The 13,977-nt window shown below is 58.7% G+C and carries 14 protein-coding genes; all 14 read left to right on the forward strand.

All coding sequences use genetic code 11. The features are described 5' to 3' along the window. Positions 1 to 4 precede the first annotated feature (4 nt). Positions 5 to 973, forward strand: a complete 969-nt coding sequence (gene fliM, locus AC07O1_RS15375; RefSeq protein WP_494994212.1) for a flagellar motor switch protein FliM — start codon at positions 5 to 7, stop codon at positions 971 to 973. A 57-nt stretch (positions 974 to 1,030) separates the two neighbouring features. After that, the gene (gene fliN, locus AC07O1_RS15380) at positions 1,031 to 1,489 is read left to right on the forward strand and encodes a flagellar motor switch protein FliN (protein ID WP_494994211.1); all 459 of its coding nucleotides are present in this window, start codon (positions 1,031 to 1,033) and stop codon (positions 1,487 to 1,489) included. Continuing rightward, positions 1,490 to 1,924 (forward strand): flagellar biosynthetic protein FliO, encoded by a 435-nt coding sequence (fliO, locus tag AC07O1_RS15385; RefSeq protein WP_495024327.1) that lies wholly within the window; start codon positions 1,490 to 1,492, stop codon positions 1,922 to 1,924. Then, complete coding sequence (fliP, locus tag AC07O1_RS15390) at positions 1,924 to 2,676, forward strand: flagellar type III secretion system pore protein FliP (RefSeq protein ID WP_495089243.1); 753 nt, start codon at positions 1,924 to 1,926, stop codon at positions 2,674 to 2,676. Before fliO ends, fliP begins: the two co-directional genes overlap by 1 nt. Before the next feature lie 24 nt (positions 2,677 to 2,700). Beyond that, positions 2,701 to 2,970 (forward strand): flagellar biosynthesis protein FliQ, encoded by a 270-nt coding sequence (gene fliQ / locus AC07O1_RS15395; protein ID WP_494994208.1) that lies wholly within the window; start codon positions 2,701 to 2,703, stop codon positions 2,968 to 2,970. 3 nt (positions 2,971 to 2,973) lie between these two features. Further along, positions 2,974 to 3,756 carry a flagellar biosynthetic protein FliR gene (gene fliR / locus AC07O1_RS15400; RefSeq protein ID WP_495089244.1) on the forward strand — a complete coding sequence of 261 codons (783 nt, stop codon included), beginning with the start codon at positions 2,974 to 2,976 and terminating at the stop codon, positions 3,754 to 3,756. 3 nt (positions 3,757 to 3,759) lie between these two features. Beyond that, the gene (flhB, locus tag AC07O1_RS15405; RefSeq protein WP_495089245.1) at positions 3,760 to 4,896 is read left to right on the forward strand and encodes a flagellar biosynthesis protein FlhB; all 1,137 of its coding nucleotides are present in this window, start codon (positions 3,760 to 3,762) and stop codon (positions 4,894 to 4,896) included. Positions 4,897 to 5,189: 293 nt separating this feature from the next. Further along, positions 5,190 to 7,319 carry a flagellar biosynthesis protein FlhA gene (gene flhA, locus AC07O1_RS15410; RefSeq protein ID WP_495089246.1) on the forward strand — a complete coding sequence of 710 codons (2,130 nt, stop codon included), beginning with the start codon at positions 5,190 to 5,192 and terminating at the stop codon, positions 7,317 to 7,319. Positions 7,320 to 7,330: 11 nt separating this feature from the next. Continuing rightward, positions 7,331 to 8,650 (forward strand): flagellar biosynthesis GTPase FlhF, encoded by a 1,320-nt coding sequence (gene flhF / locus AC07O1_RS15415; RefSeq protein WP_494994204.1) that lies wholly within the window; start codon positions 7,331 to 7,333, stop codon positions 8,648 to 8,650. A 119-nt stretch (positions 8,651 to 8,769) separates the two neighbouring features. Further along, the gene (gene fleN, locus AC07O1_RS15420) at positions 8,770 to 9,600 is read left to right on the forward strand and encodes a flagellar synthesis regulator FleN (RefSeq protein WP_494994203.1); all 831 of its coding nucleotides are present in this window, start codon (positions 8,770 to 8,772) and stop codon (positions 9,598 to 9,600) included. After that, the gene (fliA, locus tag AC07O1_RS15425) at positions 9,597 to 10,337 is read left to right on the forward strand and encodes an RNA polymerase sigma factor FliA (RefSeq protein ID WP_494994202.1); all 741 of its coding nucleotides are present in this window, start codon (positions 9,597 to 9,599) and stop codon (positions 10,335 to 10,337) included. Before fleN ends, fliA begins: the two co-directional genes overlap by 4 nt. Positions 10,338 to 10,503: 166 nt before the next feature. Beyond that, positions 10,504 to 10,875, forward strand: a complete 372-nt coding sequence (locus AC07O1_RS15430; protein ID WP_003183998.1) for a chemotaxis response regulator CheY — start codon at positions 10,504 to 10,506, stop codon at positions 10,873 to 10,875. A 30-nt stretch (positions 10,876 to 10,905) separates the two neighbouring features. After that, on the forward strand, positions 10,906 to 11,694 hold the full coding sequence (locus AC07O1_RS15435; protein WP_494994201.1) for a protein phosphatase CheZ: 789 nt from the start codon (positions 10,906 to 10,908) through the stop codon (positions 11,692 to 11,694). Positions 11,695 to 11,721: 27 nt separating this feature from the next. Next, the gene (locus AC07O1_RS15440; RefSeq protein WP_495089247.1) at positions 11,722 to 13,950 is read left to right on the forward strand and encodes a chemotaxis protein CheA; all 2,229 of its coding nucleotides are present in this window, start codon (positions 11,722 to 11,724) and stop codon (positions 13,948 to 13,950) included. The last annotated feature ends 27 nt before the right edge of the window (positions 13,951 to 13,977 follow it).

Below are 13,977 nucleotides of genomic sequence, written 5' to 3' on the forward strand. Positions count from 1 at the left end.
CGACATGGCCGTGCAGGACCTGCTGTCCCAGGATGAGATCGATGCGCTGTTGCATGGTGTCGACGACGGTCTGGTTCAGACCGACAACGCTGCTGAGCCCGGTAGCATCAAAAGCTATGACCTGACCAGCCAGGATCGCATCGTCCGCGGACGCATGCCCACCCTGGAAATGATCAACGAACGGTTTGCCCGCTATACCCGCATCAGCATGTTCAACATGCTGCGTCGTTCGGCGGACGTTGCCGTCGGTGGCGTGCAGGTCATGAAGTTCGGTGAATACGTTCACTCGCTGTATGTGCCAACCAGTCTGAACCTGGTCAAGATCAAGCCGTTGCGCGGTACCGCGTTGTTCATCCTGGACGCCAAGCTGGTGTTCAAGCTGGTGGATAACTTCTTTGGTGGTGACGGTCGTCACGCGAAGATCGAAGGGCGCGAATTCACACCCACCGAGTTGCGCGTGGTGCGCATGGTGCTGGAGCAGGCCTTCATCGATTTGAAGGAAGCCTGGCAGGCGATCATGGAAGTGAACTTCGAGTACATCAACTCGGAAGTAAACCCGGCCATGGCGAACATCGTCGGGCCGAGTGAGGCCGTCGTGGTCTCGACCTTCCACATCGAACTCGATGGTGGCGGCGGCGATCTGCATGTGACCATGCCGTACTCGATGATCGAACCGGTCCGGGAAATGCTCGATGCGGGCTTTCAGTCGGATCTCGATGACCAGGACGAGCGCTGGGTCAAGGCCTTGCGCGAGGATGTACTGGACGTCGATGTGCCACTGAGCGCCACGGTCGCGCGCCGTCAATTGCGTCTGCGGGACATCCTGCATATGCAGCCCGGCGATGTGATTCCGGTAGAGCTTCCGGAAGAATTGGTCATGCGTGCCAACGGTGTGCCGGCCTTCAAGGTCAAGCTGGGCTCCCACAAGGGCAACCTGGCATTGCAAGTGGTTGAGCCGATCGAGCGCCGTTAAGCGGCGCCTGTACTAATTCGCTTTGTTAAATGATTTTTTGCCCGCCGAGGACAACTGATGGCTGACGAACACGATGTAATTTCTCCGGATGATCAGGCCTTGGCTGATGAGTGGGCTGCCGCTCTGGGAGAAGCCGGTGATGCCGGTCAGGACGATATCGATGCCTTGCTGGCGGCGGATGCGCCGACGTCCAACCGATTGCCGATGGAAGAGTTTGGCAGCGTGCCAAGGAATAACGACCCGGTCACTCTCGACGGTCCGAATCTGGATGTGATCCTGGATATCCCGGTATCGATTTCCATGGAAGTCGGCAGCACCGATATCAACATCCGTAACCTGTTGCAGTTGAACCAGGGTTCGGTGATCGAGCTCGATCGTCTGGCGGGTGAGCCATTGGACGTGCTGGTCAATGGCACGCTGATCGCTCACGGCGAAGTTGTGGTGGTCAACGAGAAGTTCGGCATACGCCTGACAGACGTGATCAGTCCTAGCGAACGCATCAAGAAGCTGCGCTAAGTGAAGACGTTTCTCGGTGTACTCCTGGCCTTGCCATTCAGCGTGCTGGCGGCCGAACCGCTGGCTCAGGCAGCAGCGCCGGTGGCCAGCAGCGGTGTTGCCGGGCAACTGACGCAGTTGGTGGTGGGCTTGTTGCTGGTGTTGGGCTTGATCTTCTTCCTGGCCTGGCTGTTGCGCCGGGTTCAACAGGCAGGGCCAGGTGGCAAAGGGCAGGTGATCGAGCTGATCGGTTCGCGGGCCCTCGGGCCGCGGGATCGGCTGGTGTTGGTGCAGGTCGGCAGCGAGCAGATTCTGCTGGGGCTGACGCCGGGCACCATCACCGCGTTGCATGTGCTCAAGGAGCCGGTGCAGGTGCCCAGCACCGAGCAAGCGACACCCGAGTTCGCCCAGCGCCTGATGGAATTGTTGGGCAAGGATCAGAAGGAAAAGAAGTAATGGGCGCATTGCGCATAGTGCTGACGCTGGTGCTGATGCTCGCGGCGCCGTTGGCGTTCGCCGCCGATCCGTTGTCGATTCAGGCGATTACCTTGGGTACGGGGGCCAACGGGCAGCAGGAATACTCGGTCAGCCTGCAGATTCTGCTGATCATGACGGCGCTCAGCTTCATTCCGGCGTTCGTCATGCTGATGACCAGCTTCACCCGAATCATCATCGTGTTCTCGATTCTGCGTCAGGCCCTGGGCCTGCAGCAGACGCCGTCGAACCAGATTCTCACCGGCATGGCGTTGTTTCTGACCATGTTCATCATGGCGCCGGTGTTCGATCGAGTGAATCAGGACGCCTTGCAGCCATACCTGGCTGAAAAGCTCACGGCCCAGGACGCAGTAGCCAAGGCGCAAGTGCCGATCAAGAACTTCATGCTGGCGCAGACCCGCAGCAGCGATCTGGAGTTGTTCATGCGTTTGTCCAAGCGCACTGACATTGTCACTCCGGATCAGGCGCCGCTGACCATTTTGGTCCCGGCTTTCGTCACTTCCGAGCTGAAAACCGCGTTCCAGATCGGTTTCATGATCTTCATTCCGTTCCTGATCATCGACCTGGTGGTGGCCAGTGTGCTGATGGCCATGGGGATGATGATGCTCTCGCCGCTGATCATTTCCCTGCCGTTCAAGATCATGTTGTTCGTACTGGTGGATGGCTGGGCGTTGATCATCGGTACGCTGGCGAGCAGTTTTGGTGGTGTTTGAAACCTTGTTGGCGGGTGGTGCGTTATGACTCCTGAAGTCGCTGTAGACATCTTCCGTGAAGCGCTCTGGCTGACCACGATGATGGTTGCCATATTGGTCGTTCCGAGTTTGCTGGTGGGTTTGCTGGTGGCAATGTTTCAGGCAGCCACGCAGATCAACGAACAAACCTTGAGCTTCCTGCCGCGTTTATTGGTGATGCTGGTCACGTTGATCGTCGCCGGGCCCTGGTTGGTGCAAACCTTCATGGAATACATTCTGCAGTTGTACGGCAGTATTCCACAGGTCATCGGTTAAACCATGTCGATGCTTGCGCTGACCGACACACAGATCAGCACCTGGGTGGCGTCCTTCATGCTGCCACTGTTTCGTGTCGGCTCCTTGCTGATGGTCATGCCGATCTTCGGCACGACCCTGGTGCCCAGGCGCGTGCGTTTGTACTTCGCTCTGGCGATCACCGTGGTCATTGTTCCGGGTTTGCCACCCATGCCTGAGGTGCGCGCGCTGGACCTCAGTGGGCTGCTGTTGATTGCCGAGCAGATCATCATTGGCGCCGTGCTGGGATTCTCCTTGCAGCTGTTCTTCCAGGCGTTCGTGGTGGCTGGGCAGATCATTGCGATTCAGATGGGCATGGGCTTCGCCTCGATGGTCGACCCCACCAACGGCGTGTCGGTGGCGGTGATCGGGCAGTTTTTCACCATGCTGGTGACGCTGCTGTTTCTGTCGATGAATGGCCACTTGGTAGTCTTCGAGGTGCTCACCGAAAGCTTCACCACCTTCCCGGTAGGCGGTGGCCTGGTGGTCAATCATTTCTGGGAGTTGGCCGGCAAGCTGGGCTGGGTGCTGGGCGCGGCCCTGTTGCTGGTGTTGCCGGCGGTCACCGCGTTGCTGGTAGTCAACATCGCCTTCGGTGTGATGACCCGTGCGGCGCCGCAATTGAACATCTTCTCCGTCGGCTTTCCGCTGACACTGGTGCTGGGTCTGGTGATTTTCTGGGTCAGTCTGGCCGACATCTTCAATCAGTATCAGCCGCTGGCCAGCGAGGCTCTGCAATTTTTACGCGAACTGGCACAGGCGCGCTGAATCATGGCGGAGAGCGAAAGCGGTCAGGACAAAACAGAAGACCCCACGGACAAGCGCAAGAAGGATTCGCGGGACAAGGGTGAGGTGGCCCGCTCCAAGGAGCTCAATACCTTGGCGATCATGCTCGGTGGGGCGGGTGCGTTGTTGGTATACGGCGGCGGCCTGGCGCAGGATCTGCTGGAAATCATGCGCCTGAACTTCTCTCTGCCCCGTGAAACGCTGCTCAGTCCGGGGGCTATGGGGCTGTACCTGCTGCATTCAGGCAAGATCGCGATGCTGGCGGTGCAGCCGGTGCTGCTCACGCTGTTACTGGTGGCGTTTCTCGGCCCGATTTCGCTGGGTGGCTGGTTGTTTGCCGGCAGTAGTCTGGCGCCCAAGTTCAGCCGGATGAACCCGGCCAACGGGCTCAAACGGATGTTTTCCTCCACGTCGCTGATCGAGCTGCTCAAGGCACTGGCGAAGTTTTTGCTGGTGCTGTTTGTGGCGCTTTCGGTGCTTTCCTCGGATATCGACGACCTGCTGCGCATCGCTCATGAGCCGCTGGAGCAGGCGGTCATTCACAGTGTGCAATTGGTGGGTTGGAGCACCTTGTGGATGGCCTGCGGCCTGATTCTGATCGCTGCGGTGGACGTGCCGGTGCAGCTCTACCAGAGCCATCAAAAGCTGCTGATGACCAAACAGGAAATACGTGACGAGCACAAGGATCAAGAAGGTCGGCCTGAGGTCAAACAGCGGATTCGTCAGTTGCAGCGAGAGATGTCCCAGCGGCGGATGATGGCGGCGATTCCCGAGGCGGACGTGGTCATCACCAACCCGACTCACTATGCGGTGGCCCTCAAATATGATCCGGAAAAAGGCAGCGCGCCGGTGCTGCTGGCCAAAGGCAGTGATTTCCTGGCCTTGAAAATTCGTGAAATCGCCGTAGCCAACGAAGTCCTGCTGCTCGAATCGCCAGCCCTGGCCCGTTCGATCTATTACTCCACCGAGCTTGAGCAGGAAATCCCGGCGGGGTTGTATCTGGCGGTGGCCCAGGTCCTGGCCTACGTCTACCAGATCCGCCAGTACCGAGCCGGCAAAGGCAAGCGTCCGGATCCGTTGAAAGATCTGCCGATTCCGCAGGAATTGCGGCGCGATTCGTAATTACCGGTGATAGTCCCGGCCCTCGCATGTTTTCTGAATAAACTCGTTGCCCTTGAGTCCATCGCGAGCAAGCTCGCTCCTACGTGGGTAGGGGTTTGATGTCCGAATGTGGCCCATTGTAGGAGCGAGCTTGCTCGCGATAGCGTCCTCCCGGGCACTGCAAATCCTTGATGCTTATGCATCTTTCATAGCCCACTATTTCCTGTCTGCGCAAAAGTTGGAAGGCTTCTTGCAGTAGCCGCCGTGCGTCGCTTCAGGCGTCAAAAGTTTGCTTCAAGGAACGGGGAATACCGGTGGATCGCTCTCAGTTAATCAACGCCGCTCGCAGCAACCTGGCTGACCTCTCTCGAGGCAATCTGGGTGTGCCGCTGTTGCTGTTGGTCATGCTGGCCATGATGATGTTGCCGGTTCCTGCGTTCCTGCTGGACGTGTTCTTCACCTTCAACATTGCCCTGTCGATCGTCGTGCTGCTGGTCTGCGTTTACGCGTTGCGGCCGCTGGACTTTGCGGTGTTTCCGACCATTCTGCTGGTGGCCACGCTGTTGCGGCTGGCGCTGAACGTGGCCTCCACTCGGGTGGTGATGCTCCACGGTCAGGAAGGTCATGCCGCCGCCGGTAAGGTGATCCAGGCCTTTGGTGAGGTAGTGATCGGCGGCAACTACGTGGTGGGTATCGTGGTCTTCGCGATTTTGATGATCATCAACTTTGTGGTGGTGACCAAGGGTGCCGGACGGATTTCCGAGGTGAGCGCGCGTTTTACCCTCGATGCGATGCCCGGCAAACAGATGGCGATCGACGCCGACCTCAACGCTGGCCTGATCGACCAGCCACAGGCCAAGCTGCGCCGTCTTGAAGTGGCACAAGAGGCAGAGTTCTACGGCTCGATGGACGGTGCCAGTAAATTCGTTCGCGGTGACGCCATCGCCGGTCTGCTGATTTTGTTCATCAACCTGATCGGTGGTATGGCGGTCGGCATCTTCCAGCACGGCATGGGCTTTGGTGATGCGGGCAAGGTTTATGCGTTGCTGACCATTGGTGACGGATTGGTGGCGCAATTGCCTTCACTGTTGCTGTCGACGGCGGCGGCGATCATGGTGACCCGTGCTTCCGGTTCCGAAGACATGGGCAAGCAAATCAGCCGGCAAATGTTCGCCTCGCCCAAGGCTCTGGCGGTGGCGGCAGGGTTGATGGCGGTTATGGGGCTGGTGCCTGGCATGCCGCACGTTTCGTTCCTCAGCCTGGCTGCGGTGGCCGGTGGTATGGCTTATCTACTCTGGAAGAAGCAAAACGTTGTCAAGGTTCAGGCTCTGGAAGAGGTCAAGCGTCAGCAGGAGCTGCTGCCTTCACCGGCGCGTGCTCAGGAAACCAAGGAGTTGGGCTGGGATGACGTGACGCCGATCGACATGATCGGTCTGGAAGTCGGCTATCGACTGATCCCGCTGGTGGACCGTAACCAGGGTGGTCAGTTGCTGGCGCGGATCAAGGGGGTGCGCAAGAAGCTCTCCCAGGATCTGGGCTTCCTGATGCCGACCGTGCACATCCGCGACAACCTCGATCTGGCGCCGAGTGCCTACCGCCTGACCCTGATGGGGGTGATCCTCGCCGAGGCGGAGATCTATCCGGATCGCGAACTGGCGATCAACCCTGGGCAGGTCTACGGCACGCTCAATGGCATCACCGCCAAAGATCCGGCCTTTGGTCTGGAGGCAGTCTGGATCGAAATCAGTCAGCGTCCTCAGGCGCAGTCTCTGGGTTACACCGTGGTCGACGCCAGTACGGTAGTGGCGACTCACCTCAATCAGATTTTGTACAAGCACTCCAGCGAGCTGATCGGCCACGAAGAAGTTCAGCAGCTCATGCAATTGCTGGCCAAAAGCTCGCCAAAACTGGCCGAGGAGCTGGTGCCGGGCGTTGTTTCGCTGTCGCAGCTGCTCAAAGTGCTGCAAGCATTGTTGGCCGAACAGGTTCCGGTTCGCGACATTCGCAGTATTGCCGAGGCCATCGCGAACAATGCGTCCAAGAGTCAAGATACTGCCGCTCTGGTGGCAGCCGTGCGGGTTGGCGTATCACGCGCTATCGTCCAAAGCATTGTAGGCACTGAGTCCGAGCTACCTGTGATCACCTTGGAACCAAGGTTGGAACAGATATTGCTCAATAGTCTGCAGAAGGCAGGACAAGGTCAGGAAGAGGGCGTTCTGCTGGAGCCAAGCATGGCTGAGAAGTTGCAGCGCTCGTTGATCGAAGCGGCGCAACGTCAGGAAATGCAAGGTCAACCGGTGATTCTGTTGGTAGCAGGTCCGGTGCGCGCGATGCTCTCGCGGTTCGGACGTCTCGCAGTCCCGGGTTTGCACGTGTTGGCGTATCAGGAAATTCCTGACAACAAGCAAGTGACCATCGTTGCGACAGTAGGGCCCAACGGCTGAGGTAGTGGTTTATGCAAGTTAAGCGTTTTTTCGCCGCCGATATGCGTCAGGCCATGAAACTGGTTCGCGATGAGCTGGGCGCTGACGCCGCCATTATCGGCAATCGCCGGATCGCCGGTGGTGTCGAGCTGACTGCAGCCCTGGATTACAAACTGTCCGCGCTGGCGCCTCGTGTACCGAACATCGAGCTCGAAGACGAGTTGCGTAAAACCCAGTCGCGAATCGTCACGGCTCAGGCTGAACTGAGCCTGCGCGGTGACGGCGATTCAACCACCAATCGTCAGTTGTTCGCCGGTTTGCCGCTGACCGCCGCCGAACCGTTGATCGAGCCGACCTTCGCTGAGCCCCGTCGTCCAGCACCGGCACCCGCTGCTTCGCCTTCCGTGGATCAGCGCGTGTTTGACTCGATGCGATTCGAGCTCAGCGGTCTGCGTGAGCTGCTGGAAGTGCAGTTGGGCTCGCTGGCCTGGAACCAGTTGCAAGGCAGCCGGCCACAGCAGGCCAATCTATGGCGTCGCCTGCAACGTATCGGTTTGTCCGGTCCGCTGTCGCGCGACCTGCTGGCACTGATTACCGAAATTGAAGAGCCACGTCAGGCCTGGCGCATGCTGTTGGCGCACCTGGCGCGGATGATCGCGACCCCCGAGATCGAGCCGCTGGAAGAGGGCGGGGTGATTGCCATGGTCGGCCCTGCCGGCATGGGCAAGACCACCACGCTGGCCAAGCTGGCGGCGCGTTATGTGCTCAAGTACGGCGCGCAGAACATCGCGCTGGTGAGCATGGACAGCTACCGTATCGGGGCCCAGGAACAGCTCAAGACCCTGGGGCGTATCCTCAATGTCTCCGTGACCCACGTCGACCCGGGCCAGTCCCTGGCGCAGGCGCTCGATCCGCTGTTGCGCAAGCGCGTCGTGTTGATCGATACCGCCGGCCTTCAGGCCAGCGACCCGGCGTTGCGCATGCAGCTGGAAAGCCTGGCCGGTCGCGGGATCAAGTCAAAGAATTATCTGGTGTTGGCAACAACCAGCCAGAAACAGGTACTAACCGCCGCTTATCACAGTTACAAACGCTGCGGGCTGGCAGGGTGCATCCTGACTAAACTGGATGAAACGGCAAGCCTGGGCGAAGTGTTGAGTCTGGCGATCAGTCACGAGTTACCCGTTGCTTATCTGACCGATGGGCCGCGGATTCCGGATGATCTGCATTTACCACGCCGCCATCAATTGGTCAGTCGCGCCGTGAGTGTGCAGATGCAGGAAGAACCCAGCGAAGAAGCCATGGCTGATATGTTCGCTGACCTCTACCACAGCCCGACCAAGCGGGTCGGCTAAGGTAATAACGAATAGATTGCAGTGAATCTACATCGATGGTCTGCCATGCATTGTTTCAGTGGTGAACGCGCAGCCAGTTATGTGGCCTCCGTCTAAGTAAGACAAGGTATAGAAAGAACATGGGCAGCATGCATCCCGTACAGGTGATTGCGGTGACCGGCGGCAAAGGTGGCGTCGGGAAGACTAACGTGTCAGTGAACTTGTCCCTGGCTCTAGCTGAGCTAGGCCGGCGCGTCATGCTGCTGGATGCCGATCTGGGGCTGGCGAACGTCGACGTTCTGTTGGGACTGACACCCAAACGCACTCTGGCCGATGTGGTCGAGGGGCGTTGTGAGTTGCGCGATGTACTGCTTCAGGGGCCAGGCGGCATTCGCATCGTCCCGGCAGCATCCGGTACGCAGAGCATGGTGCATCTGAGCCCGGCCCAACATGCCGGCCTGATCCAGGCCTTTAGCGATATCGGCGACAACCTCGACGTGCTGGTGATCGACACCGCCGCCGGTATTGGTGATTCGGTTGTCAGTTTTGTTCGCGCGGCCCAGGAAGTGCTGCTGGTGGTCTGCGACGAGCCGACCTCGATCACCGATGCCTATGCCCTGATCAAATTGCTCAATCGTGACCATGGCATGAACCGCTTCCGTGTGCTCGCCAACATGGCGCAGAGCCCGCAGGAAGGTCGCAATCTGTTCGCCAAGTTGACCAAGGTCACGGATCGCTTCCTGGACGTGGCCTTGCAGTACGTCGGTGCGGTTCCCTACGACGAGTGTGTGCGCAAGGCTGTGCAAAAGCAGCGTGCGGTCTATGAGGCCTTCCCTCGTTCGAAGTGCGCGCTGGCGTTCAAAGCCATTGCTCAGAAGGTCGATACCTGGCCGCTGCCTGCCAATCCACGCGGGCATCTGGAATTTTTCGTCGAGCGGCTGGTGCATCAAACGGCAGGGCCGGTGCTATGAGCGCCAGCGGGTACAACCTCTACAAGGCGTCGGCACGTGATAGCCAGTACGAGCTGATCGAGCGCTATGCGCCACTGGTCAAGCGTATTGCCTATCACTTGCTGGCACGCCTGCCAGCCAGTGTTCAGGTCGAGGATCTGATCCAGGCCGGGATGATCGGCTTGCTGGAAGTGTCGACCAAATACGACGCCAGCAAGGGCGCGAGTTTCGAGACTTATGCGGGGATCCGCATTCGTGGCGCGATGCTCGATGAAGTGCGTAAAGGTGACTGGGCTCCACGTTCGGTACACCGCAATACCCGGATGGTCAGTGACGCAATCCGCTCAATTGAAGCTAAAACCGGACGTGACGCTAAAGATCACGAGGTTGCGGCCGAACTCCAATTGAGTCTCGATGATTATTACGGGATTTTGAACGACACCTTGGGTAGTCGGTTGTTCAGCTTCGACGATCTGTTGCAGGACGGCGAGCATGAAGGGCTGCACGAGGATGGCGCGAGTGCTCATCTCGAGCCGTCGCGTGATCTGGAAGATGAACGCTTCCAGGCTGCGTTGGCGGACGCGATTGCCAATTTGCCGGAGCGTGAGCGACTGGTGTTGGCGCTGTACTACGACGAAGAGCTGAACCTCAAGGAAATCGGTGAGGTCCTGGGAGTCAGCGAATCGCGGGTCAGCCAGTTACACAGCCAGTGCGCGGCCCGTTTACGGGGGCGTTTGGGGGAGTGGCGAGCGCGCTGACAGGCAGTGTGGGGACACTGCGAACGAGGCTGGTATGGCGTAGCCGCACTGGTCACGGCCCGTTGTGCTCCATGCAACCGTTGAGTGTTACGCCGAATTGATTGAATGGCGCGTTCAGGTGCTGGGCGCGTTTTAAGACTGCTTGGAGGTCGAATTGGACAAGAACATGAAAATCCTCATCGTTGATGACTTCTCAACGATGCGGCGGATCATAAAAAACCTGTTGCGTGACCTTGGGTTCACCAACACGGTCGAGGCGGATGATGGTACTACCGCGATTCCGGTCCTCAACAGCGGGAGCATCGACTTTCTGGTAACGGACTGGAACATGCCCGGCATGACCGGTATCGACTTGCTGCGCCACGTGCGTGCCGATGAAAAGCTCAAGCACCTGCCGGTGTTGATGGTGACGGCCGAAGCCAAGCGCGAGCAAATCATCGAAGCCGCTCAGGCCGGTGTGAACGGCTATGTGGTCAAACCATTCACGGCTCAGGCGCTGAAAGAGAAGATCGAAAAAATCTTCGAACGCATCGGTTGATATGCGGAGCCAGTCCGCCACGGGAGAGCTATGGAGCATAACGAATCTTCACTGGGCGATTTTGAATCGACCCTGAAAAAACATGCCAGCGAACTGGTCGAAAGCCTTGAAAAAGGTAAATTCGGCGACGCGGTGCAACTGATCCATGAGCTCAACCAGACCCGTGATCGCGGCCTGTACCAAGAGGTAGGCAAGCTCACCCGCGAGCTGCATAGCGCAATTGTCAATTTTCATATTGACCCGCACATGCCGCAAGCCGAGGAGGTTTCACAGATCACGGATGCCACTGAGCGCCTGTCCTATGTGGTCAGGCTGACCGAGGCTGCGGCCAACCGCACCATGGACCTGGTCGAGAACAGCACCCCGTTGGTCAATGGCCTGAGCACCGAGGCTCAGGCCTTGAGCGTGGACTGGGGGCGGTTCATGCGTCGTGAAGTCGGTGCCGAGGAGTTCCGTGAACTGGCCCGGCGGGTAGACGGTTTCCTGACGCGTAGCGAGCAACAGACTCGTGTCGTGTCGAGCAATCTCAACGACATCCTGCTGGCTCAGGATTACCAGGACCTCACAGGCCAGGTGATCAAGCGCGTGACCCAATTGGTCACGGAAGTCGAAAGCAATCTGCTCAAACTCGTGTTGATGGCCAGTCACGTCGACCGGTTTGCGGGCATTGAACATGACCGCGAATCGATCCTCGCGGAAAAAGATCCGGAAAAACATCTGTCTCAGGGTGAAGGTCCGCAGATTCATGCCGATAAACGTGAAGACGTTATGTCCGGTCAGGACGATGTAGACGATTTGCTTTCCAGCCTTGGATTTTAGGCCGACTTATCAGGAGCACCCATACACATGAGCTTCGGCGCCGATGAAGAGATCCTTCAGGATTTCCTGGTTGAGGCCGGCGAGATTCTTGAGCAACTGTCCGAACAACTGGTTGAGCTTGAAAGCCGACCAGATGATGCGGACTTGCTCAACGCAATTTTTCGCGGTTTTCACACTGTAAAAGGGGGCGCCGGCTTCCTCCAGCTCAACGAGCTGGTGGAGTGCTGTCACATCGCCGAGAACGTCTTCGACATCCTGCGCAAGGGTGAGCGTCGGGTTGACTCGGAATTGATGGACGTGGTTCTGGAAGCGCTGGATGCCGTGAACGGTATGTTCACCGAAGTCCGCGAGCGCACCGCGATCACCGCTGCAACACCTGAATTATTGGCAGCGTTGGCGCGGCTGGCCGAGCCTGCCGCTGCCGATGTTGCACCGGCGGTTGAAGTGAGCGCTGAACCTGTCGTCGAGAGCGAATCGGGCGACATCACCGACAATGAGTTCGAACAGCTGCTCGATTCGCTCAACGCGGTCAAAGCCCAGGCAGAAACGCCTGCAGTGGTTCAGCTGGCTCCAGCGGCTCCAGGCAGCGATGAAATCACCGATGCCGAGTTCGAGTCGTTGCTCGATCAGTTGCACGGCAAGGGCCAGTTCGCCGTTGACGCCGTCACGGCACAAGCTGAGCCTGCTGCGCCAAAGGGCGAAGCGGCCAGCAACGAGATTACCGACGACGAATTCGAAGCATTGCTCGATCAGTTGCACGGCAAAGGTACATTCGCGGTAGATGCACTGGATGCGGCGATCGCTTCGGTGCCAGCTGCTGCCCTGCCAAGTGCTCTGGCGGCTGGCAGTGATCTGATTTCCGATCATGAGTTCGAGTCGTTGCTTGACGAGTTGCACGGCAAAGGCAAGTTCACTGAAGTACCTGCTGCTGCGACTGCGGTAGTGGCGGCGCCTGTTGCCAAAGCGGTTGCACAGCTGGTCACAAAAGCACCTGAAGCCAGGGCCCAAGCGCCAGAACCGGCGGCTCCTGCACCGGCTGCGGCCAGAGCGCCTGCGGCTGCGTCATCGGAAAAACCGGCCAGTGAAGCCGAGACCACCGTGCGGGTCGATACCGCGCGGCTGGACGAGATCATGAACATGGTCGGCGAATTGGTGCTGGTCCGTAACCGCTTGGTCCGTCTGGGCCTCAATAGCGGCGATGAAGCCATGTCCAAAGCCGTGTCGAACCTCGACGTGGTGACGGCCGATCTGCAAACCGCGGTGATGAAAACCCGGATGCAGCCGATCAAGAAAGTCTTCGGTCGCTTCCCGCGACTGGTACGCGATCTGGCTCGCCAGTTGAAGAAAGAGATCAATCTGGAACTGGTCGGCGAAGAAACCGACCTCGACAAGAACCTCGTCGAGGCCCTGGCCGACCCGCTGGTCCACTTGGTGCGCAACGCGGTCGACCACGGTATCGAGTCCCCGGAAGAACGCGAAGCATCGGGCAAGGCCCGTGGTGGCAAGGTGATTCTGGCGGCCGAGCAAGAAGGCGACCATATCCTGCTGTCGATCTCCGATGACGGAAAGGGCATGGACCCGAGTGTCCTGCGTTCCATTGCGGTGAAACGCGGTGTGATGGACAAGGATGCCGCCGATCGTCTGAGCGACACCGAATGCTACAACCTGATTTTTGCACCAGGTTTCTCGACCAAAACCGAGATTTCCGACGTGTCGGGTCGTGGTGTGGGCATGGACGTGGTGAAAACCAAGATTTCCCAGCTCAACGGTTCGATCAACATCTACTCGACCAAGGGCCAGGGCTCGAAGATCGTCATCAAGGTCCCGTTGACCCTGGCGATCATGCCAACGCTGATGGTCATGCTCGGCAACCAGGCCTTTGCTTTCCCGCTGGTCAACGTCAACGAGATTTTCCATCTCGACCTGTCGCGCACCAACGTGGTCGATGGCCAGGAAGTGGTGATCGTGCGCGACAAAGCGCTGCCTCTGTTCTATCTCAAGCGCTGGCTGGTCGCTTCCGCCGCTCACGAAGAGCAGCGTGAAGGCCATGTGGTGATCCTTTCAGTGGGCACCCAGCGGATCGGCTTTGTCGTCGATCAACTGGTCGGTCAGGAAGAGGTGGTCATCAAGCCATTGGGCAAGATGCTTCAGGGAACCCCGGGCATGTCCGGCGCCACCATCACCGGTGACGGCCGCATTGCGCTGATTCTCGATGTTCCGAGCATGCTCAAGCGTTACGCCGCACGGCGTATTTGATTCTGATGGAGCGGGGCGAATGAGCCT

Source organism: Pseudomonas sp. GW821-FHT07G10 (assembly GCF_059418545.1).

Bases quoted from the DNA above. Each gene is read 5' to 3' on its own strand.
- AC07O1_RS15430 (WP_003183998.1), top strand. From the start codon at position 10,504: ATGAAAATCCTCATCGTTGATGACTTCTCAACGATGCGGCGGATCATA.
- fleN (WP_494994203.1), top strand. From the start codon at position 8,770: ATGGGCAGCATGCATCCCGTACAGGTGATTGCGGTGACCGGCGGCAAA.
- fliM (WP_494994212.1), top strand. From the start codon at position 5: ATGGCCGTGCAGGACCTGCTGTCCCAGGATGAGATCGATGCGCTGTTG.
- flhB (WP_495089245.1), top strand. From the start codon at position 3,760: ATGGCGGAGAGCGAAAGCGGTCAGGACAAAACAGAAGACCCCACGGAC.
- AC07O1_RS15440 (WP_495089247.1), top strand. From the start codon at position 11,722: ATGAGCTTCGGCGCCGATGAAGAGATCCTTCAGGATTTCCTGGTTGAG.
- fliP (WP_495089243.1), top strand. From the start codon at position 1,924: ATGGGCGCATTGCGCATAGTGCTGACGCTGGTGCTGATGCTCGCGGCG.
- fliA (WP_494994202.1), top strand. From the start codon at position 9,597: ATGAGCGCCAGCGGGTACAACCTCTACAAGGCGTCGGCACGTGATAGC.
- fliQ (WP_494994208.1), top strand. From the start codon at position 2,701: ATGACTCCTGAAGTCGCTGTAGACATCTTCCGTGAAGCGCTCTGGCTG.
- fliN (WP_494994211.1), top strand. From the start codon at position 1,031: ATGGCTGACGAACACGATGTAATTTCTCCGGATGATCAGGCCTTGGCT.
- AC07O1_RS15435 (WP_494994201.1), top strand. From the start codon at position 10,906: ATGGAGCATAACGAATCTTCACTGGGCGATTTTGAATCGACCCTGAAA.
- fliR (WP_495089244.1), top strand. From the start codon at position 2,974: ATGTCGATGCTTGCGCTGACCGACACACAGATCAGCACCTGGGTGGCG.
- flhF (WP_494994204.1), top strand. From the start codon at position 7,331: ATGCAAGTTAAGCGTTTTTTCGCCGCCGATATGCGTCAGGCCATGAAA.